The organism is Pseudanabaena sp. FACHB-2040, from assembly GCF_014696715.1.
Taxonomy (GTDB): Bacteria; Cyanobacteriota; Cyanobacteriia; order Phormidesmidales; family Phormidesmidaceae; genus JACVSF01.
Window position 1 is genome coordinate 588,395 of the sequence record NZ_JACJQO010000005.1, and the last position, 23,954, is coordinate 612,348.

Annotated in this window: 20 protein-coding genes and 1 riboswitch; of the genes, 11 read left to right on the top strand and 9 right to left on the bottom strand. The window is 55.1% G+C overall.

The features are described from left to right. The first annotated feature begins 27 nt into the window (after positions 1–27). Positions 28–1,173: a magnesium/cobalt transporter CorA gene (gene corA, locus H6G13_RS06405; protein WP_190482320.1), complete on the top strand. Its 1,146-nt coding sequence runs from the start codon at positions 28–30 to the stop codon at positions 1,171–1,173. A gap of 70 nt (positions 1,174–1,243) precedes the next feature. Here corA and alaS read toward each other — a convergent pair whose 3' ends face one another. Beyond that, positions 1,244–3,898 carry an alanine--tRNA ligase gene (gene alaS, locus H6G13_RS06410; protein ID WP_190482321.1) on the bottom strand — a complete coding sequence of 885 codons (2,655 nt, stop codon included), beginning with the start codon at positions 3,896–3,898 and terminating at the stop codon, positions 1,244–1,246. A 730-nt stretch (positions 3,899–4,628) separates the two neighbouring features. Between alaS and H6G13_RS06415 the strand changes: the two genes are divergently transcribed. Beyond that, positions 4,629–5,612 (top strand): diguanylate cyclase, encoded by a 984-nt coding sequence (locus tag H6G13_RS06415; protein WP_190482322.1) that lies wholly within the window; start codon positions 4,629–4,631, stop codon positions 5,610–5,612. Here the strand turns inward: H6G13_RS06415 and H6G13_RS06420 are convergent. Further along, positions 5,609–6,304 (bottom strand): ATP-dependent Zn protease, encoded by a 696-nt coding sequence (locus H6G13_RS06420; protein WP_190482323.1) that lies wholly within the window; start codon positions 6,302–6,304, stop codon positions 5,609–5,611. The genes H6G13_RS06415 and H6G13_RS06420 overlap by 4 nt on opposite strands. 54 nt (positions 6,305–6,358) lie before the next feature. Then, positions 6,359–7,342 carry a M15 family metallopeptidase gene (locus H6G13_RS06425; protein WP_242028167.1) on the bottom strand — a complete coding sequence of 328 codons (984 nt, stop codon included), beginning with the start codon at positions 7,340–7,342 and terminating at the stop codon, positions 6,359–6,361. A 138-nt stretch (positions 7,343–7,480) separates the two neighbouring features. On the opposite strand from H6G13_RS06425, the gene H6G13_RS06430 reads away from it, so the two are divergent. The 3 genes from H6G13_RS06430 (at position 7,481) to H6G13_RS06440 (ending at position 10,779) form a co-directional block, all read left to right on the top strand. Next, positions 7,481–8,464 carry an AEC family transporter gene (locus H6G13_RS06430; RefSeq protein WP_347277439.1) on the top strand — a complete coding sequence of 328 codons (984 nt, stop codon included), beginning with the start codon at positions 7,481–7,483 and terminating at the stop codon, positions 8,462–8,464. A 75-nt stretch (positions 8,465–8,539) separates the two neighbouring features. After that, complete coding sequence (locus H6G13_RS06435; RefSeq protein WP_199305747.1) at positions 8,540–9,211, top strand: peptidoglycan-binding domain-containing protein; 672 nt, start codon at positions 8,540–8,542, stop codon at positions 9,209–9,211. Continuing rightward, positions 9,208–10,779: an endo-1,4-beta-xylanase gene (locus H6G13_RS06440; protein WP_190482324.1), complete on the top strand. Its 1,572-nt coding sequence runs from the start codon at positions 9,208–9,210 to the stop codon at positions 10,777–10,779. Before H6G13_RS06435 ends, H6G13_RS06440 begins: the two co-directional genes overlap by 4 nt. 83 nt (positions 10,780–10,862) lie before the next feature. Here H6G13_RS06440 and H6G13_RS06445 read toward each other — a convergent pair whose 3' ends face one another. After that, positions 10,863–11,054 carry a hypothetical protein gene (locus H6G13_RS06445; protein ID WP_190482325.1) on the bottom strand — a complete coding sequence of 64 codons (192 nt, stop codon included), beginning with the start codon at positions 11,052–11,054 and terminating at the stop codon, positions 10,863–10,865. 298 nt (positions 11,055–11,352) lie between these two features. Here H6G13_RS06445 and H6G13_RS06450 point away from each other — a divergent pair, with 298 nt between their 5' ends. The 3 genes from H6G13_RS06450 to H6G13_RS06460 all read left to right on the top strand — a co-directional run bounded on the left by H6G13_RS06450 (position 11,353) and on the right by H6G13_RS06460 (position 14,251). Then, positions 11,353–12,900, top strand: a complete 1,548-nt coding sequence (locus H6G13_RS06450) for an FAD-binding oxidoreductase (RefSeq protein WP_190482326.1) — start codon at positions 11,353–11,355, stop codon at positions 12,898–12,900. Positions 12,901–12,915: 15 nt separating this feature from the next. After that, the gene (locus tag H6G13_RS06455) at positions 12,916–13,746 is read left to right on the top strand and encodes a SirB1 family protein (protein WP_190482327.1); all 831 of its coding nucleotides are present in this window, start codon (positions 12,916–12,918) and stop codon (positions 13,744–13,746) included. A 316-nt stretch (positions 13,747–14,062) separates the two neighbouring features. Continuing rightward, positions 14,063–14,251 (top strand): hypothetical protein, encoded by a 189-nt coding sequence (locus tag H6G13_RS06460; protein WP_190482328.1) that lies wholly within the window; start codon positions 14,063–14,065, stop codon positions 14,249–14,251. A gap of 84 nt (positions 14,252–14,335) precedes the next feature. Here the strand turns inward: H6G13_RS06460 and H6G13_RS06465 are convergent, their stop codons facing one another. The 3 genes from H6G13_RS06465 to H6G13_RS06475 all read right to left on the bottom strand — a co-directional run bounded on the left by H6G13_RS06465 (position 14,336) and on the right by H6G13_RS06475 (position 18,193). After that, positions 14,336–15,541: an argininosuccinate synthase gene (locus H6G13_RS06465; protein ID WP_190482329.1), complete on the bottom strand. Its 1,206-nt coding sequence runs from the start codon at positions 15,539–15,541 to the stop codon at positions 14,336–14,338. Positions 15,542–15,868: 327 nt separating this feature from the next. Next, entirely contained in the window at positions 15,869–16,321 is a 453-nt protein-coding gene (locus H6G13_RS06470) for a cupin domain-containing protein (protein ID WP_190482330.1), read from the bottom strand. Positions 16,322–16,567: 246 nt separating this feature from the next. Beyond that, a complete protein-coding gene (locus tag H6G13_RS06475; RefSeq protein ID WP_190482331.1) occupies positions 16,568–18,193 on the bottom strand; it encodes a cation:proton antiporter in 1,626 nt (541 codons plus the stop codon). 97 nt (positions 18,194–18,290) lie between these two features. Continuing rightward, positions 18,291–18,369: riboswitch (Fluoride riboswitch) on the bottom strand. A gap of 198 nt (positions 18,370–18,567) precedes the next feature. On the opposite strand from H6G13_RS06475, the gene H6G13_RS06480 reads away from it, so the two are divergent. The 3 genes from H6G13_RS06480 (at position 18,568) to H6G13_RS06490 (ending at position 21,401) form a co-directional block, all read left to right on the top strand. Then, the gene (locus H6G13_RS06480; protein ID WP_190482332.1) at positions 18,568–18,885 is read left to right on the top strand and encodes a hypothetical protein; all 318 of its coding nucleotides are present in this window, start codon (positions 18,568–18,570) and stop codon (positions 18,883–18,885) included. A gap of 265 nt (positions 18,886–19,150) precedes the next feature. Further along, a complete protein-coding gene (locus H6G13_RS06485) occupies positions 19,151–20,173 on the top strand; it encodes a spore photoproduct lyase family protein (RefSeq protein ID WP_190482912.1) in 1,023 nt (340 codons plus the stop codon). Between the two features lie 262 nt (positions 20,174–20,435). Next, entirely contained in the window at positions 20,436–21,401 is a 966-nt protein-coding gene (locus tag H6G13_RS06490; RefSeq protein ID WP_190482333.1) for a hypothetical protein, read from the top strand. Positions 21,402–21,547: 146 nt separating this feature from the next. On the opposite strand, the gene H6G13_RS06495 is transcribed toward H6G13_RS06490, so the two are convergent. Both H6G13_RS06495 and H6G13_RS06500 read right to left on the bottom strand, forming a co-directional pair. Then, positions 21,548–22,651 carry a glycosyltransferase gene (locus H6G13_RS06495; protein ID WP_190482334.1) on the bottom strand — a complete coding sequence of 368 codons (1,104 nt, stop codon included), beginning with the start codon at positions 22,649–22,651 and terminating at the stop codon, positions 21,548–21,550. A 3-nt stretch (positions 22,652–22,654) separates the two neighbouring features. Further along, the gene (locus H6G13_RS06500) at positions 22,655–23,842 is read right to left on the bottom strand and encodes a helix-turn-helix domain-containing protein (RefSeq protein ID WP_190482335.1); all 1,188 of its coding nucleotides are present in this window, start codon (positions 23,840–23,842) and stop codon (positions 22,655–22,657) included. Between the last annotated feature and the right edge of the window lie 112 nt (positions 23,843–23,954).

The following is a 23,954-nucleotide window of genomic DNA, read 5'->3' on the forward strand; positions in this document are numbered from 1 at the left end:
CATCACGTCTTACAGAAGGGGACACGTATGTCTAGCAGCGCACCCTGGTTGGTTCAGGCTGAGGAGCAGAGCTATGTGGGTTATGCCTACGACGAACCGGGCAGCCTACCTGGAACTTTAAGGATTAAGGCAGACGCGGCACCACCAACGATTGTGCTGATTGACTACAACGAGGCTGAAGCAATTCGGGTCACGCTAGAAACTCCTGAAGAATGCGCTGATTACCTGGATACAGAGTCGGTTTCCTGGATTGATTTGCAGGGGTTCGGCAGTGAGGATGTCTTGCAACGGTTGGGGCAAGTGTTCCAGCTACACCCAGTAGTGCTGGAGGATGTAGTCAATGTGCCGCAGCGACCCAAAACCGAGAACTACGAGGACCAGCTGCTGATTGTGCTGCACATGGCGGTGGCGCTGCCCGATCAGTCTCGCTACGTCAGGGAGCAGGTGAGCCTGGTGCTGGGGCCGAACTACCTGCTGACGGTGCAGGAGGAGCCGGACTACGATCCGTTTGAGCCGATTCGCGATCGCATTCGCTACAAAAAGGGCACCATTCGCCAGCGGGGGGCTGACTACCTGGCTTATGCCCTGATTGATGCTGTTGTCGATGGCCTCTTTCCGGTTCTAGAACTCTTTGGCGAGCGAATTGAGTTTCTAGAAGATGAGGTGATTCGCCAGCCCAACGCTCAAACTCTAGCCAAGATCCATCAAATCAAGCGGGAACTGCTGGCCCTGCGCCGATCAATCTGGCCCCAGCGCGATGCGATCGCAGCCCTGCTGCGCGACGACTGCCCCCTGATCAGACCAGAGGTGAGAGTTTACCTAAAAGACTGCTACGACCACACGGTGCAAATTCTCGACATGGTTGAAACGTACCGAGAGCTGGCCTCTAGCCTCATGGATGTGTACCTATCCTCAGCCAGCAACAAGATGAATGAGGTGATGAAGACCCTCACCGTTATTTCCACTATCTTTATCCCACTGACCTTTATTGCTGGGATCTACGGCATGAACTTCAACCCCGACGCTTCGCCCTTTAACATGCCGGAGCTGAACTGGTACTGGGGCTACCCGCTGGCTTGGGGTCTGATGATTGCGATCGCGCTGGGGCTGATTTATTTCTTCAAGCGGCGGGGCTGGTTTGAGGACTTTTCTACTGTGGCAAACAAGCCATGAGATTAGCCTAAATAGACAAAGACCCCTGGGTTCTTCAGGAACTCAGGGGTCTTGCGAGCCTGTCTTTTAGTTAGCTCAGGGCTTCGAGCAGCTGTTGTTTAGCGCTCTCTAAGGCCTCTGGCAGCTTGGCCGCATCTCGGCCTCCAGCCTGGGCTAGGTTGGGCCGACCACCGCCGCCGCCGCCGCAGATCTTGGCGATGCCGCCAATGAACTTACCGGCCTGTAGCTTTTGAGCAATCACCGCAGGGCTAAAGGCGGCTACTAGGCTAACCTTGCCCTCTTCAGGCACAGAACCCAGCACGACGGCTCCTTCCCCCAGTTTTTGCAGCAGTCGCTCGGCTGCCGTTTTTAAAGACTCAGGATCAACGCCAGGCAGGTCAGCCACCAAAATCTTCAGACTGCCAACGGCCTCTGCCTGATTCAGGAGCTGGTCTGACTTAAGCACCGCCAACTCAGACTTCAGCCCATCTCGCTCCTTCTGAACTGCTTTCAACTCGTTTTGCAGGTTGGTGACCCGCTCGGGCAGCTCCTCCGGCTTGGCTTTGAAGCGATCGCTCAGGTCGCGCACCACGCTATCGCGCAGGTTCAAGTACTCCAACACGGCTGGGCCTGCCACTGCCTCGATCCGCCGCACGCCTGCCGCCACGCCCGACTCAGAGATGATCTTAAACAGACCAATCTCAGCGGTATTGGTAACGTGGGTGCCGCCGCACAGCTCCATCGAGACGCCAGGGAAGTCAATCACCCGCACTTCGCTGCTGTATTTCTCGCCAAACATTGCGATCGCGCCGCGAGCCTTAGCATCATCAATCGGCATGACTGCCACATCCGCCTGGTGCCCTTCTGCAACCCAGGTATTCACCTGCTCCTCTACCTGCTGCACTTCCTCGGGCGTGAGGGCGCGAGGACAGTTGAAGTCAAACCGCAGGCGGTCAAAGGTCACCAAAGAGCCAGCCTGAGAAATGCCGTCATCAACCAGCTTTTTCAGCGCTGCCTGTAGCAGGTGAGTGGCAGTATGGTTAGCCTGAACGCGGCGACGACAGGCCCGATCAATCTGCGCCGTGACCGCGTCACCCTTTTTAATCGTGCCCCGCTCCACCCGGCCATAGTGGACAAAGAAGTCGCCGTCCTTCTGCACATCCTCAACGCGAATCACCCAGTCTTGGCCCGACAGATAGCCGCGATCGCCCACCTGCCCGCCCGACTCAGCATAAAAGGGCGTCTGATCTAGCACCACCTGAACCGGGCTGCCTGCTTCTGCAGCTTCAACCGGCTGCCCTTCTACCAGCAGCACCTCGACCCGACTGGTGCTCGACACCTCGGAGTAGCCTAAAAACTCGGTCGAATGGATGTCTTCGGCCAGGCTATCAAGGCTGCCCTGCACCGTTAGATCAATGGTTTCGTGGGCGTCTTTAGAGCGCTGCCGCTGCTTCTCCATCTCGGCTTCAAAGCCTGAGAGGTCAACGCTCAGGCCCTGTTCCTCGGCAATCTCTTGGGTCAACTCCAGCGGAAAGCCGTAGGTGTCGTAGAGGACAAAGGCATCGGCCCCAGAAATTTGCTTCGCGGCAGACTGGCTTTCGCGCTGCAGCACTTCTGCCAGCAGCTTTTCGCCGCGCTCTAGCGTTTCTAAGAAGCGAGCCTCTTCTCGATCCAGTTCAGCCTTGATGTTGGCTTCTCGCTGCCGCACATTGGGATAGACCGCTTCTGAGAGCTGCATCGCGGTTTCAGCCACCTGACTGACAAAAGCGCCCTCAATACCGATTAGCCTGCCGTGGCGCACCACCCGCCGGATCAGCCGCCGCAGCACATAGCCCCGGCCCACGTTAGAGGCTGTAATGTTGTCGGCAATCATGTGCACCACCGCCCGCACGTGGTCGCCAATCACCTTGAGCGAAACCTGGGTTCTCTCATCGCAGTCGGCGTAGGTGATCCCAGCAAGTTTTGCCGCTGTTTCAATGATCGGAAAGATCAGGTCGGTTTCGTAGTTGTTGGGCACCTTCTGCAAAATCTGGGCCATGCGCTCTAGCCCTAGCCCGGTGTCAATATTCTGGTTTTGCAGCGGCGTTAGGGTGCCTTCAGCATCCCGGTTGTACTGCATAAACACCAGGTTGTAGAACTCGATGAAGCGCGTGTCGTCCTCTAAATCAATCGAGTCGTCGCCCAGTTCGGGGTGAAAGTCGTAATAAATCTCAGAGCAGGGGCCACAGGGCCCCGTCGGGCCTGAGGTCCAAAAGTTATCGGCTTCGTCCATGCGCTGGATGCGGTGAGCCGGAATGCCGATCTGGTCGCGCCAAATGGCAAAGGCTTCGTCGTCTTCGCGAAAAACGCTGACCACTAGCTGCTCTGGCGGTAGCCGAAAAACTTGGGTAGACAGTTCCCAGGCCCATGCGATCGCTTTTTCTTTGAAGTAGTCGCCAAAGCTAAAGTTGCCCAGCATTTCAAAGAAGGTATGGTGCCGGGCGGTGCGGCCTACGTTCTCGATATCGTTGGTGCGAATACATTTCTGGGAAGTCGTGGCCCGAGGAACCTCTGCCTGCCGCTGCCCCAAAAAGATCGGCTTAAACGGCAGCATGCCTGCAATTGTCAGCAGCACAGTCGGATCTTCCGGCACCAGGGAGGCGCTGGGCAAAATCTGATGTCCCCGGGCCGCATAAAACTCTAGGAATGTTTGGCGGATAGCGGCTCCGCTGGTAGCAGTTTGGGGTTGGGACTGAGGCTTAGACATGGGATTTGCGGCGCAGGCTGCGATTCAGTGTAGTAAAGGCATCGAAATAGTCAGATATCTATTGTGACTGATGTTTGCCTCAGCATCAGCCCAAGCTAGCGCTTTCTCTCAGTAAATTCTTGGCTTGAACGGCTTCTTGCCCAGAATCTAGCGTTAAGCGTTAGGCCGCTACCCCTCCGTTGACCTGATCTTGAAGGTAAGCCGATTGAAGTCTCTCCTACGTTGGAGGTCACAAGCGCTTAGTCTGTTCAATAATAGGCGCACGTAACCCGAAGACGGCCGACAGTATCAGCTAGTGCAAAAGCCAGTAATCCAAAATCCCTAAAGGGTATCTATCTTGAGTAGAAAATCCTAATCAGAAGGACAGTCTGCTTTGTGGATCTGATTGAATCCAGCTCAACTTCAATGGGCTATTCTGTCCGGAAAAACTGTTTCATCCGGAAAAACCAGGACTCCATTGAAGAGTTTAGATACTGGCAAAGTTAGCGAATTACCCTGCATACAGTGTGACCCCAAACCGACTAAAACAGGGTTAGGGTCGCCTGGTTGTTGGTAGCCCTCACCCACACCGATGTTTATCCCGCCTGTTTCCTTAACGTCAACTGATTTAGTCCAGGAAATTCCTAGAGGAATCAGGCCCAGCCCCTGCCAGCCTGTCTATGACCATCGGGTGCTCAGCACGACTGATACGTGCTGCTTTGAACTACCAACTGACTGCCGCCTACCCTCCATGAATTCCTCGGTTTTAATCGTTGGGGAGGATGACTTCCCGTCTCGCGTCATCAGCCGAGTCAGGGGGCTTGCCGCTCTCACACTCCGCACAGTCGCATCGGCTCAAGAAGCAGAAGACCTAATTCAGGCCGACCCTTCAGAACTCATGATTCTCCAGGCCAGCCGTGCTGAAACCTGGGAACTGTGCCGTCGCCTGAAGCAGCAGCGCACTCTAAACAGCATTTATTGCCTTTTAGTAGACGATCGCTCTTGTCCTGCTGACCAAGCAGAAGAATCTCTGCTAGGGCGCTATACCAGTTTGATGACCACAGCGCTAGAAACGGGGGCCGACGCCTACGTGTGGTTGGGAGAAGACAACCCAGATCAGGCTGAGCTGGGCTTTGCTGACCATCAGAGCCGCCTGTTTCAGGCTCAGCTCAGGCTGGGGCTGCGGCGCATTCAGTCTTACCGAGAGCTGTCGCGAGCCAATGATTTGCTCTCTGCGATCGCACTTTCCGATCCCCTCACTCAACTGAGCAACCGCCGCGCCTTTGACTGGGAACTGCCCCGCCAAATTCAGGCAGCTCGGGAGCAAGGAGCAGCGCTCAGTCTGCTGATTTTAGACATCGACCACTTCAAGTCGGTCAATGACCAATACGGCCACCTGATCGGAGATCAGGTACTGCAGCTCGTAGCCGAACGACTCAGCCACAATATGCGATTTTACGAAACCCCCTTTCGCTATGGCGGTGAGGAGTTTGTAGTCATCCTCAACAGCACCAGCGCCGACGCAGCCCTGATGATTGGCGACCGGCTCTGTCGGCTGATCGGCGACCATCCCTTTGCCGTTAGCGAAACCTTGGATCTTTCGATCACGATTAGCGTTGGCGTTTCCTGCCTCACCTCAGACGACGACGAACGCGGCGTCAGCCTGCTCGATCGCGCCGACCAAAACCTGCTCAAGGCCAAGCTAGAAGGCCGCAACCGAGTTGTGCAGAGCTAAGCTGCCTCTGCTCTAGTCCCATGTTGTTGAATAATCTGCTGGCAAACCGCTACCGGCTGCCGCTGATCCATCGCTTCAACTAGCTGCTCAAACGCCGCCTGATTGGCCTGCAGCAGAGTCTTGGCCTGTAGCACTGCCCAACGCTGCTTGAGCTGAGCTTCGGCAGCAGGCCGATCCATCTGCTGCCAGAGCTGAGCAAACTTTTGCCGGTCATCGAAGCCACCTTGTGCATCGCCGTAGGTAATTTGCTCCGCCGCAATGCCCGCCATCCACACTCGGCAATAGCGATCTACCATCGTCGCTGGGATCTGGCCTTGGGCAAAGGTCTGCTCTAGCGCTGCTGTATCAAAGACCACGCCGCCCTGCCCCGGCAACCCCTGTTTCCAAGCTTCCCAGGTGTTGAGGGTGTAGCCTACCACGGGGATTTCTAGCAGGCTGGCGACCAGGAAGTGACCTGCTTCGTGGCGGAGCACCCGCTGACGATGCTCAGCGGAAGTCCAGGCAGCCCAGTCCACCACAATATTGCCCATGCGCCCCTCTAGCCCCAGCTGATCTAGTGTTGCCAGCCCCAGCAGACCCGCTGCCGCCACTGCCGGAACGGCCGGAGACAGGCTGAGCATCGGCCCCAGCAGGCTGAGCATCGTGAAGCTAAAAACAGAGATGGCAATCAGGTTGAGGGTAGAGTCGCGCATAGCAGAGGGAAAGGCTTAGGGGGACGGAACCGGGCTGAGAAGGTAACCACAGCTCTATTCATTATCTGCTGTTCTGGGAGTTGCGCCTTCCTCCTCGGTTTCACCAGTATCGGTCTGATAAAACGTCTCCAGGCTTTCGCGATCGCCGACAAATCGCCAGTGCCAAGGCTCAAAGGCGACACCCTGAGGGTTGTTGCGGTCAAAGGAGAGCTCAAAGCCATAGTAGGCAGCATTTTGCTGCAGCCAACGATAGGCTTCGGTTTGCTCAAAGGATGGCTCTACATCAGTCGCCGGCCTTCTGCCATCTCCAATATCCAAGGCATAGCCGGTATGGTGCTCACTGTAGCCAGGTGGAGCACTAACCTCGGCTCGGGTGCTGGCTGTCTCACCTCGGTCAGCCTTGATCTCAAAAAACAAGCGAGACTGGTCTTCCTGAGAGCGAAAACCGGATAGCGGCACCAAAATGACGCCCTCGGCTGCCGCTGCCGCTGCCATATCTTGAAACTTATCGGCGGCTGCCTGCCGCAGCCGAATCTGACCATCGGCCGTGAGCGCGACTAGGTCGTTAGCAGGGGCATCCTCGTAGGCTCGATGGCCCAGCAGCACCTTTTGGATCGGCACCAAGGGGGCTGCCGCAGCGGCATCTGGAGTAGACGAGTCTGCTGCAGTCGCCGTAGGTTCAGGAGGGGTAGTAATGCCACGAATTGGTTCTGGCTCCGATAGACCTGCTTGGCGCACCGAAGCCAGCAGCAGTCCACCGCTCAGAAGTGCGATCGCACCCAATCCTCCCCCCAACCAAAGCCAGGTTCGACCGCTTTTCGCCGGTCTTTGGTCAGATTCGACCAACTCCCGTCGAGCTTCGGGAACATCGTCAATCGGCGGCAGAGAGCCATCCTTTGCCTGATCCATTTCTTCTTTTCCCACCTGGTCATGCTCCAGATCTGACACTCGCTGCAGGCGCTTACCCAGCTTAACGTGCTGTCTGCCCGTCGGGTTATGCGTCTGCCCGTGATTATTATGGCCTGTCCCTGGAGTCATTGATGCGGAGCCGGGAAGCCGAGGAACGGATTGAAAAAGCTTTACCCCCTTGCCCCCTTACCTCATCTGACTCTGCCTGCTTGACGCTCCCGCTTTCTGCACCAACCATAGGTACTCAGTCCCCTCAGGGAGGTGGGTGTGCCTACTCTGTTAGTTTTAGTTCGGCTCTATATCCCTTTGGTGGCAACAGTGCTGCTGGGGGTGGGTGTCAGTGCACTGCTGGCGCTGCCTGTCGTGCAGCGGGTTGGAGGGGGGCTAGCGGCGAGAGCGCCTGTGGCCCTGGGCCAATTTTTGTTTTGGGTAGGTGTGCCGCTGGGCATCATCAGCTTTCTGCACCGGGCAAATCTGTCGGAGGGGGTTTTTCTGGCCCCAGTGGTGGCCTGGAGCGCTATGCTGCTGTGCCTGGGTTGCGGCTCACTGTGGCTCAAGCCTTACCGCAAACGCTGGTCTCGCCCCAGCCAGGGCAGTTTCTCTCTGGCCTCCATGTTGGGCAATACAGGCTCTATTGGCTACCCGGTCGTGCTGCTGCTGCCTCAGCTCGGCCCCGACTATTTTGGCTGGGCACTGCTGTACGATGCTCTGGGCACACTGCCGGGAGCCTACGGGTTTGGGGTGGTTTTGGCCTCTCGCTATGGCGATCGTCCGCTGCCTCGGGCTGAGGCTGCGGCCCGCTGGCTCACCCCAGTACTGCAAGTGGTTGGCAACCCCAATATCATTGCCTTTTTCGTTGCCATTGCGCTGCGCCCAGTACCCTTTCCGCCGCTGCTCGATCAGGGACTGTACGGATTCGCCTGGTTGGGAGTAATGCTGTCGCTGGTGCTGATGGGCATGCGGCTGCAGCAGATCACGTCTTGGCGAGCTTTGCAGCCTGCGACCATCGCTGTCAGCATCAAAATGCTGCTGATCCCGCTGGTCATTGGCATAGCCCTAACGCTAATTGGCTTGGATGGCCCGTCTCGCCTGGTGCTAGTGGTGCAGGCGGGTATGCCCTGTGCCTTTGCCAACCTAATTTTGGCCGAGGCTTACAGCCTAGATCGGCAGCTGACTGTAACCTGTGTCGGCCTTAGCTCAGGATTGCTGCTGCTGACGTTGCCTCTCTGGCTGTGGGGCTTTGCCCCTTAAGTCAAGCACGCTTGGGGGCAGATCCAAAGTCACTTCACGACCCGGCGGGAACAGCTCTAAAACAGGGCTGTTACTATGGCCCTTAGTGTTGTTAAGAGGATGGACTGTGCAGAGGTCAGCGAAGGAGTTGATCGGGTTATGAGGCGTCGCTTTTGGAGAAGCGGAGCAGGCGTGGTGGCTGGGCTGTTGAGCGTTGCTTCGGCTGGCGGCATGGTTGGAGCGCGATCGCAATCGGCTCCCGCTACAGCTCACCCGGCTTTGCTCTCGCTCAACCAATCGGCTCCTCCACTGCAGCAAAGCACTCCAGCAGAAGAGCCGCTGCTGCGGCCTGGCAGCGATGGGCCAACCGTAGAGAAGCTACAGCAGCATCTAGAGCGTCTGGGACACTACGCTGGCCCGATTGATGGGCGGTATGGGACGAGGACAGCTGAAGCTGTGCGGGATTTTCAAAGCCAGCACGGTCAGGTAGCCGACGGAGTCGTGGGCGCAGACACCTGGCGGACCTTGTCCATCACCCTCAATGCGGAGGCCCAAATCGTTCCGATTCAACTGCCGGCAGTCACCCCTCCAGCCTTCACGCTGCTGCAGGTTGCTTCTCCCCAGCCACCGCCCTCCCGGCTCTGGCTGCTGTTGATGCCGATGGTGCCTCTGGCTGGCGGCGGGCTGACCTATCTGACGCGCCGAATCAGCTCTAAAGATCCCTTTGCTCCGTCTGAGCCGCCCCCTCCACCCAACCCGTCTCCATGAAACGTCGTCAGTTTTTAGCGGGGTCTGCCGGTGGTTTGGCCCTTACCCAACTGCACCCAGCCTCAGCTTTCTGGCCAAGTGCAGACCTAACGCTGCGGGCCTGGCTGCCAGAGGGGCAGCCCCTCCCCGTTGAGCAGCTGCGGCAGCTCTATTTTCTGGATTTACAGGATGAACCCCTGCCTAATCCGCCTCGCGCAGTGGCCCCAGGGCACCTGAAATCTCAGGCTCCGACTCATTGGCCTGTTGCGATCGCACTGCGGATGCCGGTATCGGGCTTTGGTCAGGTCGCTCTCTATGCCGATAACCGGGGGCAGGGATTTTTGCCCAGCGATTTTCCACTCAGCCTGAATGAGGTCTTTGCTCGCGATCGCATTCACCGAGTTCAAACCGCCCTGACTCAGTGGCGGCAGGCAGGCTACACCTTTGCGGCCAGAATTGAGGCGCGATTAGCCAAAGCTGGCCAGCTACTGGAGCAGGCCGCCGCTACTGACAGCCTTCCTGCCCAGGTGCACCTGTGGAACGACTCTCTGGTAGAAAGCCTGTGGGCCGGGGAGGAAAGTGCGATCGCTCGGGCCCAACAGCGTATCCAGCAGCGCCCGCCACGCCAGGATTTTTTGTTTGGCTGCAATTTCTTTGGCCACCCTCATCAAGGCGACGTTTACGACCAACGCTTTCGCCAAATCTTCAACTTTGCTACAGTGCCTTTTTACTGGCAGGGCTTCGAGCCCGTCCAGGGTGACCCCCAATATGCCCCTATAGATCGCCAGGTAGCATGGCTGCGGCAGGCAGGTATCATACCCAAAGGGCATCCGCTGGTATGGTTCCACGACGTCAGCGTACCCGACTGGCTGCGGGACTTACCCTACCCCGAGGTAAAAGGCTTAGTGCAGCGTCGGGTACGCCAAATTACTCAGCGCTATGGCAGCCAGATTCCCTACTACGATGTCATCAATGAGGCCCATGACGTCCCCTGGGCCAACGCACTAAACTTCTCTGATGACCAGTTCCTAGATCTCACTCAAGCAGCCTGTGAAGCCGCCCAGCAGGGGTACTCGCAGGTCAACCGCATCGTCAATAGCTGCTGCCTCTGGGCCCAAAATGTAGCCTACAACGGCCCGCCCCAGCGCAGCCCCTACCGCTACCTACGGGCCTGCCTAGACGCCGGAATCGAGTTTGAAACCATTGGCCTGCAGCTGTATTACCCCGACCAGGACATGTTTGAAATCGATCGATTGCTAGATCGCTTTGCTGGTCTAGGCAAGCCGCTGCACATCACAGAAATGGCGACTTCTTCAAATTCGGGAGTCGATGAACAGTCACAGCTGCAGGAAGCTAGGGGCCTTTGGCATGCACCCTGGAGCGAGTCGGTGCAGGCAGATTGGGTTGAGCAAATCTACACCTTGGGCTACAGCAAACCTGAGGTGCAGGCCATTACCTGGTGGGATTTTTCTGATTTGGGTGTGTTTTGGCCCTTTGGGGGGCTGCTAGATCGAGACTTGCAGCCCAAAGCAGCTTTTGAGCGGCTACGGCACCTGCTGCAAAGCTGGCAAGTCCCCCACGTTCTGTAATCGCTAGACTTGGTGCGTCACGCGCTGCGATGACACACCTTACAGGGCTGCACCTTTGGCCTTGTCAGACTGGGAGAGCCAGCCTAAGCAGACTGCAGGTTCATCTGCTGAAAGTCGTCAGGGTCTACCACTCGAAACACCTGGGGCGGACGCTGGAGAACCGGCTCGGGCCGATCCCCTGACTTCGGGATCACGGTGACCCAATAGCCAGTATCTGGGTCACGGTAGGTCAAAAATGGGTTGGTCCGCAGCTTTTGTTGGGGAGGCATTTTCATAGGTGCAATTTCGTAGCTAACCCTGATGGTAGAGAGCTCAAATCTATGGCTTGGTACGAAAAGCCTTGGACAACGTCAATCTGCCCATCCCCTAAACTGGGGAACTTTTTGTCGCAACTGCCCCAAGCCCGGTGGCAGCTGCGACAGCCGCTAGCGAGATGAGTCGCTTAGCTTTCACTATGCGTGACTGGAAACACTCAGGCATCAGATAAATCCCGGAGATTGGGGATGAATCTACACCTTTGCAGGCAACCATATCAGTAGGATGAGGGAGACCGCAATTGGGCAGAGACCCCCTATGACTAAAACGGAGGAATTGCTAGCCAATCTGTCGGAAAATCCGCTGAATGGCTTACGTCAAGCCGATCGGCTGTGGCAGCAATACCGGCAGGGCACCCTTCCCGTTGCCGATAGCGTCAAAAAAAATACTGAAGCCCTGGGTCAGACAGATTGGGATGTGGTGATCAGCGGCGGTACGTTGGGCGTGCTATTGGCTGTTGGCCTGGCTCAGCGAGGCTGGCGAGTGGCGCTGCTAGAGCGCGGCAAGCTCAAGGGCAGGCAGCAAGAGTGGAACATTTCCCGGCGAGAGCTGCAGGATTTAGTCGAACTGGGGTTATTGAGCGAGGCAGAACTGGGCAATGCGATCGCATCCGAATACAACCCAGCCCGCATTCAGTTTCATGGGGGCGACCCCCTCTGGGTGCGCGACATTCTCAACGTCGGCGTTGACCCGATCTACTTGCTAGAAACCCTGAAGCAAACGTTTCTGCAAGCAGGCGGTCAGCTGTTCGAAAACACCCCTTTTGAAACAGCAGTTGTGCATCCAGATGGCGTCAATGTGCAGGCAGGGCAGAGCTTTAAAACTCGGCTGCTGATTGATGCCATGGGCCACTTTTCACCCATTGTTCGGCAGGCTCGTGAGGGGCAGCAGCCCGATGCCGCTTGCCTCGTTGTGGGCACCTGCGCCGAAGGCTATACCCGCAACGACAGCGGCGACCTGATCGTCTCCTTTACCCCCATTCGCAATCAGTGCCAGTATTTTTGGGAAGCCTTTCCAGCTAAAGACGGTCGCACTACCTATCTCTTTACCTATCTCGATGCTCATCCTGACCGAATCAGCCTAGGAACCCTGTTTGAGGAATACTGGACCCTGCTGCCGCAGTACCAAGACACACCTCTAGCGCAGATTAGCCCCAAGCGGGCCCTGTTTGGCTTTTTTCCCTGCTACCGCAACAGCCCTTTGCAATACCCTTGGGATCGGCTGCTGCCTATCGGCGATAGCAGCGGCAGTCAGTCGCCTCTCAGCTTTGGCGGCTTTGGTGCGCTGATTCGCCACCTCACCCGGCTCACCCACGGCGTTGACGACGCCCTGCGGCAAGACTGCATCGATGCCTCTGCTCTAGGCTGGCTGCAGCCCTATCAGCCCAATCTATCGGTCACCTGGCTATTTCAGCGCTCTATGAGTGTGGGCATAAACCAGCAGATTTCAGAGCAGCAGATTAATCAGATGCTGGCAGCTATCTTTGCCGATATGGCCGCCTTAGGCGATTCAACCCTGAGGCCATTTTTGCAAGATGTAGTGCAATTTCCGGCCCTAACTAAGACTTTGGCGGTCACAGCGGTCAAACATCCTACTTTAGTTGCCAAAATAATCCCTCAGGTAGGGCTTGCCCCACTGCTGGATTGGATGAGACACTACGCTAGCCTGGCTGCGTATAGTGCCCTCTACCCGCTAGGCCAAGCCGCTAGTCCTCTGCTGGAATCCTTATCTGGCCCCCAGCAGTACCTTGGTCATCGTTGGCTGGAGGCTCTACGATACGGCACCGGCAACGACTACAGCCGCTAATGTCCTGTTAATGTGATGGAATTTTCGCCCGCTCGCCAACGGTTTTATCAGGAAATACAGCAGCCAGAGGAGCAGATTGATCTGGCCGCTGCCGCCCTCTACATTGCCCAAGAAAACTACCCTGACCTCGAAGTTGAGGCCTATCTCAATGCCCTGGATACCATGGCAGATGAGGTGCGGGAGCGCCTGCCCGAAGAAGCCTACCCGCTCAAAATTATTCGCACCCTCAACCAGTATCTGTTCACAGACCTGGGGTTTAAGGGCAATACCGACGACTACTACGACCCGCGCAACAGCTTCTTGAATGAGGTGATTGAGCGCCGCACCGGCATTCCCATCTCGCTTTCGCTGGTTTACCTGGAGGTGGCTCGACGCATCGACTTTCCGATGGCGGGAGTGGGGCTGCCTGGACATTTTTTGATTCGACCGACGCTCGAAGAGATGGCCATCTTTGTCGATCCGTTCCACGAAGGCGAAATTTTGTTTGAGGCAGACTGCCGCGACCGGCTGCAGGCAATCTACGGCGAAGGGGCAAAGCTGCAGCCTGAGCACCTAGAGGTGATTAGCCCCAAAGCGCTGCTGGCGCGTCTGCTGAGCAACCTCAAGATTATCTATCTGCATCATCGAGACAGGATCAAAGCGCTGGGAACAATGGACCGCATCTTGCTGATGTTCCCTAACGCTGCGCCTGAACTGCGAGACCGGGGCCTAATTTACTACCAGCAAGGCCGTTTGACCGAAGCCCGCTACGACCTAGAACTGTATCTGTATGAACGACCGGATGCGGCAGATGCTTTCGAAGTGCGGCAGGTGATTGAGCAAATTGAGCGGGTCAAAGACAGCTGATATCAGGCAGTTCTTTTCTAAGGAAAAGCGGGCATGCTGAAGCGTGAAAGACATTTAGCCCGCTTCTTTCTTCATGAATCGACTGAAGCCGGTTTTTTCTGATTTCTGCTGCTGAGTGGGCTTAGGGGCCTAATTAGAACCCTTCTATGGGGTCAGGCGGCCGAGTTCGATGTGGGTTAACATGTTGAAACGAAATGGGGCACGCATAAGTGGCTCCTAAAGCTAGAAAGTAGAGCTAGAGAGAGTTTGTCAGCATCTGCCCTCTACTGCTTTAAGAAAATTGCTGTTTTAGCGATGGTTGCTTCCTGGTATCCCCATGAGGAAACGTTGTCTACCTTCTAAACTAATTGTCCGCAATGTAGTCTTCCTGCTAGTAGCTTGGATTGGTGCGTTGTTGGTGGCTGTAGAAACCCACGACACCGCTAACCAACAGTCACAACGCTCTGAGGAACTGCGTCGCCTGTTCCTCTATCGGGTTGTGACGAAATTGGAGCAGGGCAGTTAGGAAATTTGCTTCACAACCTAAACGCGATCAACGGTAGAGACGCAGTCAACTGCGTCTCTACCGCAAAAATTCACCTATACCTGATCAGCCCTGTCGGGTCTTTTCCGACCAAACGCGGGTAGGCAGACCCCAGACGTAGATAAAGCCTTCAGCGGCTTTGTGGTCAAACTGATCGTCGGAGCTGTAGGTTGCCAGTTCTTCGGTGTAGAGAGCCTTGTCAGACTTGCGGCCGACAATGGTCGCTGTGCCTTTAAAGAGCTTCACCCGAACTGTGCCTGTCACTCGCTCCTGGGTCTTTTGAATAAAGGCATCCAGGGCATTTTTCAGGGGGCTGTACCAGAGACCGTTGTAAACCAGCTGGCTGTAGGTTTCTTCGATGCCCCGCTTGTAGTGGGTAACATCGGCGGTCAGAGTTAGGCTTTCGAGATCGCGATGGGCTGCAATCAGCACCAGCAGGGCCGGAGCTTCGTAAATTTCGCGGGACTTGATGCCTACTAAGCGATTTTCGACCATATCAATTCGACCAACGCCGTGGCGGCCTGCCAGGTCGTTGAGCTGGGTCACCAGCGCAACAGGGGAAAGGTCGCTACCGTTAAGGCTGGTGGGAATGCCCTGAACAAAACCAATTTCGACGTACTCCGGCTCGTTTGGAGTGTCGGCAATGCCCTTGGTCATCAAGAAGACTTCTTCCAGAGGCTCGTTCCAGGGGTCTTCGAGGGGACCAGCTTCGATGCTGCGGCCCAGCAGGTTGCGGTCGATGCTGTAGGGGGAGGATTTTTTGACGGGCAACTCTAGACCACACTTTTCGCCAAAGGCAATGGTCTCCTCGCGGCTCATACCCCACTCGCGAGCGGGGGCCAGCACCTTGAGGCTGGGGTTGAGGGCAGAGATGGATACATCAAAGCGCACCTGATCATTGCCTTTGCCGGTGCAGCCGTGGGCCACAGCGTCGGCTCCGTACTTGGCGGCAGCTTCGACTAAGGCCCTGGCAATTAACGGGCGGGCTAGAGCGGTTGAGAGGGGGTAGCGGTTTTCGTAAAGGGCGTTGGCCGCAATGGCGGGAAAGGCGTATTCGGTGATGAACTCTTCTGTGAGGTCGGCAACCAGAGACTGGGTTGCGCCTGCCGTTAGGGCTTTTTTGCGGATTGGTTCGAGTTCGTCTCCCTGGCCTAAGTCTGCTGCTAGGGTGATAATTTCTTTCACGCCCCACTCATTCATTAAGTAGGGAATGCAAACTGTGGTGTCTACCCCGCCAGAGTAGGCCAGTACAACTTTTTCAGCACGACCCATGATTCTTTGACCTGCTAATCCATATATGAGCGTTCTATTATCTATCGTTTTGCGATCGCATCTCAGTTCCTTTCAAACAATCTGCTGACATTTGAGGTGCTAGAGCAGCAGCGCGGCTACTGTGTTTCCGTTGAGCGGTAATAAATTGTGATCAACTGACTTAAAAACTAGGCTATCGGCTAGCCACGTAATAGTTGAGGGGACGCTACCTCAGTAGCGCCCCCGCTCCATGCCAGTCCCCTATCTACGAAGCGCCGAGGGCCCCGCCCCCGCAAGGGCCTGATTCGGGCTGCAGCCCAGAGACTGGCAAACCTACTGGCGTTTAGCCTACTTTTGAATTAGCTGCACGCCATGCTTGATGCAGATCTCTTGAAAAACCTCCGCGTTGGGCGGCAAAGAGGTGATTTTTTCGCTAGTCTCGCGGTAAAAGGCTTCTGCATAGGCAGGAATCATGACCAGAAAGCGCACTGTAGGAGAAACGATCGTGAAATCGTGAGCACAGTTTTCGGGCACGTACAGAGTGCTGCCAGCTGTCGCTCGAACCTTGCGGTTGCCCACCTGCAGCTCCAGTTCGCCCTCTAATATGTAGAAAACCTCGTACCAAGGGTGGGTATGAAGCGGTGCGCCAAAGCCAGCAACGTCGGTGACTTCAACCATTACCCAATCGCCATTAGTTTCTGCAGCATCAACTTTTTTGGTGAAGGTATGGCTCAACATCTTTGAGGTTTCACCTTCACCAGCCAGCAGAACTTTGGGGCGAGATAGTACTTGTGCAGTCATTTTGATTCTCCAATTCAGTGGGGGGAAATATGTTCTAGCTTTCTATTAGCTTGAGGCGCTTTCGGCTGCTGAACATATCTCTAGAATAGAGAACCCTTCAAGCAAAGTCAGGGAGAAAAGTCGCACGTTTCGAGGCATTTCAGGCAAGAGACATTGCATAAAAGTGCAGCCTGCTTCCATCGTTAGAAACCGGATTTCTTGTCCAGTGGTCAAGCCTTTGCAGTAGCACAGAAGAAATCCGGTTTTTTAATCGACCTGTTCGGCAACGACAATCACTGGAATTGGGCTGATTTCCAAAACTGCTTGGGAGACAGAGTCCATCCAAACAGCTTGCCCAGGGCGATGCCTTCGCTTGCCAATGACCACGTCGGTTACCTGCCGGGACTGGGCTATTCGAACAATTTCTTCAGGGACAATTCCCGGCAGCGTCAAAAACTCAAAGCGAATATCGGCTAAGAACTTTTGAGCTTTCTGGCGCAGTTCAACTACTGTAGATTGATCGCCTACGTTGTCTACATACAGCACAACGACCTCGCCGCTGCTGCGCCGCGCTAGATCAGCCGCTTTGAGCAACACCGGAGTTGCTAGGGGTGAGGCATCTACTGCTGCTAAAAATATTGGGCGGCCCGCGATCGCAACCTTAGTCGGATCGACTTCTCCCTTTTCTAAAAGGCGTGGGGCAAAGACCTGAGTCGCCCACGCCCCAATGGGAGCTGTAGTCAGGATAGAAAGGGCTGCGATCGCTAAAATGATTTCTCCCCCTTCAATTCCTGCGGCTAACGGCAAGGCCCCGATTGCTGCCTGCATCGTTGCCTTTGCCATATTGCCAGGCAGCAGAAATAGCTTCTCCTTCCAGGTCCAATTGCTGCCTAGCGTTGAGAGATACCAGCCCAGCCCCCGACCTACAATCAGCCCCATTGCTAACAGCAGCAGCCCCGGCAGCAACACATTTCCCAATATCTGAAGCTGGATGCTGGCACCGAGCAGCACAAACAGAACAATCTCTGCCACTGTCCATAAGACGTCGAATCCTCCCCGCAAGAAACGAGCCAAGGGCGCATCAAATTCAATCAAAAAGAACCCCATTGCCATCACAGCCAGATAGCCCGAGTAATAAGGAAACACCCGAGCAAAGGTAACTAGAAAGAGCGCTACGCTAGCAGCGATAATCACGTCCTGAACGACAGTGCGAGTCCAGTTTTGCTTGACCAACAGCAGCACTAGCAGTTGGGCTGCCAAAAAGCCAGCCGCCAGCCCCAAAGCAACTTCTAGCACCACCTGAAACGGCAGCAGCTGTAGAGGGGATAAGGTAAGGCCCCCCGGCAACATCAACGTCTCCGCCCCATCCTGCCCTAGGAAGTTGAGCAGCAGCGCAAACACCAGCAGTAGCAGCACATCTGACAAGGCACTGCCGGTCAAAATCGCATCGGGAATGCCCTTGGTCACGCCCCAGCCCAGGCTTTTGAGCCGCAGCATCCCCGGCACAATAACCGCAGGCGACTCAGCCCCAACCACGCAGCCCAGCAGCAGACCCGTCATAAAATCAAAGTTGAAAAAGAGCATGGCTGCGATCGCAACCACTACCACCTCCGCTAAAGCAGGTAAAAACCCCAACCTCAGGGCAACCGTTCCCTGCTGAGCCAGCTTTTCCCGGTCTAGCCCCAGCCCAGCTTTCATCAAAATAATCATCACGGCCACTAGCCGCAGATCGTCTGCTGCCCCCAACACTTCAGGGCCAATAAGGTCTGCAAACTGGGGGCCAATAGCAATGCCTATGAGAATCATGCCAATCAGCGGCGGCGCACCCCATCGGCGGGCCAACTGACCCGCAAAAAAGCCCATGAACAAAATCCATAGGGCACTGTTTAGCATGGATTCCCTCTCTTAGTGGGTGAACTCAATGGAGACTTGAGCACTAGAGCAGAGGGGTCTTAAAAACAACAAAACCCCTACCCTCTAGCAACAAGCTAGACAAGTAGGAGCCATCAGCTTAAGTGAACAGCTAAGTCACTTCAGCGGTCAGGGTGAGCTCCATCACCCATTAATGCAGGTGTCTTCCAGCCGTACTTTGCAGGAAGACGCTTCTCCAAAGCCTAACATGGCCGAGTTTCTGCATAGTTTTGCCCTGAGGTATGGCCGCCTTAAGTCATGTATCAAATTTAACCCTAATTGCAACAACCCGTATTTACCCGCATATCAAGCAAAGTTCTTTAAAGCTAGAAATGAGGAACATTTAGAGAAATTCAATGAAAAAGCTACTCGTGCTTGGCGGCGTTGCTCTGTATAGTTTGATGCTAAGTCTGCCTGTGGTGGCTCAAGAAGTAGAGGTGTACGAGTATGAAGATGGCAGCGTGACGGCTGTAGACAGCGACGGTAATGCAGCTTATGTCGATGAAGAAGGCAGCATCACTGCCGTCGACAGCGAAGGCAACGTCCTTCATGAGGATGTAGACGGTAGCACCACCGTAATTGACAGCGAAGGCAACGCTGTTTATGTCGATGAAGAGGGCAACACCGTTTACGTGGATGAAGACGGCAACACGGCCGTGTTTATGGAAGAGTAAGCCTCTAGATTTAGCTTTCTACTTCCAAGATTAACGACAGCCTTAGAGACGTGACTGTAGATCCTGCAGATGCGCGTCTCTAGGGTTTTTGGTTCTAATACTGGGGTTCATTGCCTGGGGTAGAATCCATACCCCAGAGGGAGGGGAAGTCCCCCCTGAGAGCCCTCTTGGGCTCAAAACCCCGCGCCACAATAGAAACAGGCGCATTTGTAAAGAAACATTGCTAACTGAAACTGCAACCGCCCCAACCAAGACTCGTCTGTGGATGCCGGAACGGGTTCTCTTCACCCCAGCTGCACTAGACGAACCGTGGGGACAGCACATTTTAGAGCGGGTCAAGGCCCTAGATTTGCCCATCGAGGAGCTGCCGCGCAACCGCGTGACTGGTCTGCGGGGTGAGACTGAGCGAGAGACATATGCGATCGCAAAGCGCACCCTGGCCGTTGTCACCGCTCCACCCAGCCAGTTCAAGCTCAGCCCCATTCCTCCGTCTGCCGACTGGCAGTTCCACTTAGCTGAAGGCTGCCCGGCCCACTGCCAATACTGCTATCTGGCAGGCAGTTTGCAGGGACCACCCGTGATTCGGGTCTACGCCAACTTGCCTCAGATCCTGGGCAACCTGGCGAATTATGAGAAGCCCGACAAAGATACCTCTTTTGAGGTGAGCTGCTACACCGACCCGCTCGGCATTGAGCACCTAACTGGTGGCCTAGCTGAGTGCATCCGATACTTCGGCACCCGTGAGACAGGCTACCTGCGATGGGTCTCTAAGTTTGATGCAGTCGAACCCCTGCTAGATCTGCCCCACAACGGCCATACCCGCTGCCGTCTCAGCGTCAACGCAGCCCCCGTCTCTACCCGCATGGAAGGCGGTACCGCTGCCGTCAAAGATCGCTTGAGTGCCGTGCGGCGTTTGGCGTTGCCTCGCTCTGAAGGTGGCGGCGCTTACCCAGTGGGGTTGGTGATTGCTCCAATTATGGCGATCGAGGACTGGCAGAGTCACTATACCCAGCTGCTTGACGACATTGAAGCAGCCCTTGATTTTGACTGCGATCTTACCTTTGAGCTCATTTCCCACCGCTTTACGCCTGGCTCTAAAGAGGTGTTGAACCAGTGGTACCCCAATAGCAAAGTAGACCTAGATGAAGCCAACCGCAGCATTAAACGCAATAAGTTTGGTGGCACCAAGTATGTCTATGAAGCTGACATAATGAAGGCCCTAAAGAGCTTCTTTTATGAAGAGATCGGTCGCCGTTTTCCTCAGGCGAACATTCTCTACTGGACTTAATTCGTAGCTAAAAATACAGAATTTAAGGGTTCTGATTTTCGCTAGAAATTATCGCTAACAGCCGTCTTCTACAAAATTTACGAAGGCGGCCTATTTCTAATGGCATTTCCCCCTCTTCAGGCAGACGCATGTTTAGCCACTTGGTGCAAATTAATCTGGACTCGCGATAGAGGAAGGTAATGAATTCTATTGTTAACTTTTGAAAATACAGCCTTGCAAAAAAGGCCGTTGCTCCTAACAACCTATCTCTAGTGATTCGAGTATGTTTAGCGACGTCATAGAAAACCAGGACTTTCCTGGTTCTTTGGAAGATAAGTTTGCAGTAGAGCGATCGCTCTACAACCGGATTATGAAGACGGCGGTCTGGGTGATCGGTATTCCAGCTTGGCTTTTTGGAGTCGCTGACAGGGGAGTCGCCGCTTTCTTCGACCACAGCGTTACTACCAGCGAAGTTTCCCAACTGCTGTTCGTCTCCATCATTTTCGTTAGCTGGCTGCTGCTAAAGCCTGAAGAAACGGCTTCTGTGAGTAACCTGAGGGCGCTGCGCAATCATAATGTATTTTCATCTATATCTCAGCCCCAGGAGAAAGCTAAAAGCAAGACCCAGCGACGCATGCAGGAGCTGAGTGATCAATTCATCACCAGCCAAGAACACACGCTGCCCTTCCCTTACTACTGCCAGATCTATCACCTGCTGAACCTGAAGCATCTAGAGGACATTCACAGCTTTAGCCTAGGCAACCTGAAGATTGTAGAGGTTAGCGAATTTCAGGCTACTCAAGAGGGCGGAAAACTGAAGTTCAAGACTCTGCTCGATTCGCCTATGAACATTTTGCGGCTCTGGCGCGATGCCACCGTTGAGGTTGAGCTAACGCTGCACAATCCCTACACAGTTGAGCTGCGAATCCCGGCCTACGCAGGCAAGGAAGTCTCGGTTATCTTTAATGCGATGCCGATTGATGAGTCGAGCCACAAGCTATACATCGATATGTACTCTGACTTGGGTTGGCCTAAGCCTTTGCTGCGCTTTGTTTTCCATATGGCGGCTATTCTCACCCTACTAGAAGATCTGCCCTACCTGCGGAAATTGGCAGAGCGCAACATTCAGCACCTGATTAACAAGCAGCGAGTTTCACGCCATAATTCGATGCAGCTCTTTAATCGCTTCATCGATTTGTATGGGGGGTCCGAAGCAGCTATGCTGCAGCCTCAGGCACAAGGAGTTTAAGTAGATGCGGGTAAGCAGTCTCCTAGGCGCTCCCACTCTGTTTTCCTTTGCGCACCTACGGGCTTAGCTAAGTCATTCTCTGAGAGAAATCTTCTGTAGCATGGCTTAGCTAAGCCTGTAGGTGCGGATAGCTGAGGATAGCTAGGTTAATCCCGAGGTCTGGGTATCCAGAGCCGGGATTTTTGCGGTTGGGTCAGAAGTTTTTGCCAGAGGGCTTCGTACTGGTGAGTCATGTGGGTAACGGTGAACTGGGCAGAAGCGATCGCACGTGCCCGCTGCCCCAACTGTGCCCTCAGTGTAGGATCGTCCCGCAGTTGCCGCAGCGCTGCCGCTAGCCCCTCTACGTCATCTTTTTCGATCAGCAGGCCGGTCTGGCCATGTGCGATCGCTTCTGCCACACTGCCCACCCGTGTCGCGATCACCGGACGGCTGGCCAGCATCGCTTCTACCACAGTCAAGGGAAAACCCTCGGAGCGAGAAGGCTGGGCAATCACATCAAAAGTACTAAGGTAGGGGCGCGGCTGCTCCACCCACCCCAGCAGCTTAACCCGCTCTTGAATGCCCAGTTCTGCCGCTAGCTGCTCTAGCTGAGGCCGAAAAGCCCCTTCCCCCAAAATCACCAGCCGAGTACGCTCCACCTGAGCCAATGCCCGCAGCAGCACATCGTGGCCTTTCATTGGGTCTAGGCGGCCAATGCTGCCGACCTGTAGCCAGCCGTCTGCGGGCGCTAGAGAAACTGCCTCTAGACAAGGCTCATCTGGCACGCCATTAGGGATAGATTCCACCGTGTTGCGGCCCAAAGCGTAAAAATCTTCCATTCTCCGGCTGCTGGCAATGCCCACTGCCACATGAGCATCTACCCGCAGCGACAGCAGCCGCACCCGCAACCAAGTCCAAAAATCCGTCGTTCGCAGCGGCAGCTGATCGACCCGCACTACTCGCGCCTGAGGAACACTCAGGGCCGCCAGCAGACCTACCATTCCAGCCCAGGGTGTACATAGGTTGAAGTGAATCAGGTCGGGCCGCAGGCGGTAAAAGGTGCCGAAATGAGCCAGCAGGGAAGGTAGCCCAGCACCCGGTAAGACGACCGTTGCAATTTGGGGCCGCCCTGCTGCTACAGCTTCTACAACAGCCTGACTAACACCGACCACAATAAGCTCAGTCTCAGCAGCAGCGGCTTTAACCAAATGACCCAGGCTAATTTCAGCCCCACCAACCCCGGCCGCATCGGTGTAGACAACCACACGCATGGTTCACCGCTGCCTTGCTTTTAGAGGCTTAAGCTCCTGCAGCAGCATAGCCAGGCGAATTTGAATAGCCTCATCGAACTGGCGTGGATCAAGCCCGGTTAGAGAGGTAATCTTGTCTAGCCGGTAGCTTAGCGTGTTGCGATGAATTAGCAGCCGCTTAGCCGTGGAAGACAACGCACAGTCTTCATCAAAAAAGACTTTCAGGGTTTCCAGCAAATCTGGCTCGGCATCGAGAGGGCTGAGCAGATGCCGGGCCAGCTCTACCTTAGTACGCTCATCAGCCACACAGGCAAAGGCTGCGATGCCCAGCCGATCCAAACAGTACACCTGATTTTGCCCGTTGAACTGCCGCCCCAGCCGTAGCGCCATACGCGCATCTTGGTAAGAGCGAGACAGCCCCAATACGCCCGGATGATAGCGCCCGATACCGACACTGACAGCGGCCCCCGTATCCTGCCGGAGCCGCAGCAGCAGCGCATCCCCTGCCCGCTTCAGGGCCTCTAGGTTAGTCCAAGAACTGGCCGCTTCCTGGGAAGTCAGGCTGCCTGCAGCCCAAGTGCCCATATTTTTAGTATCGCTGGCCTTGAGCACTGCAAACTCACCGTCTCCCAGATCGGTACAGATCGTGTCATCCGGCAGATAAAAGAAACGGACCACACTTTCGATGATGCGCTGGGCTCGCTTGTGCTGCTCAAAACCAGAGCGTTCAGGCGGATCTTGATCGGAGTGAATGAAGTCAGTTGCATCGATCAAAATGACGGCCCGAGGCGGGGCTAGATCTAGACCCAAGAGCTTGGACTGCCTGAGCACCAGGGATTCATCCTGGATATGACCGTGCAAAAGGCTCTGAATCACCTGATTTTTCTGAGTTTGCTCGTCAGGCAGCAAGACGGGTTGGGTAATCTGGCTCAGAACTAGGTCCAAAAAGGCTTGGGCGATTCGGGGGGAAATGACTTCGCCACCCGTAGATTGCTCAATTAAAACTTCTCCTGCCTGGTCTTGAATATGTAGAGGAAAGCGAAGAAAATGGCCCGCTTCAGGATTAGCTTCACTCGATGTAGCAGGCTTAGACCCCAGTAATCCACTGGCTACCACACTGCCCTGAGAATTGCTGACAATCACCTCTCTTTGCAGAATTTCAGTCAATCTATTGGCAACAACACTAGCAATCTGAGTAAACTTTGTAGACACGGTTACACGCTACTGTGATTGAGGCTACAGCTAAAAGTAGATGACTAATGCTTGGCGTCTGTCATGTCAGATTGATAAAAACACTTTTATGTCAGCCTAATGAAGATGTTAT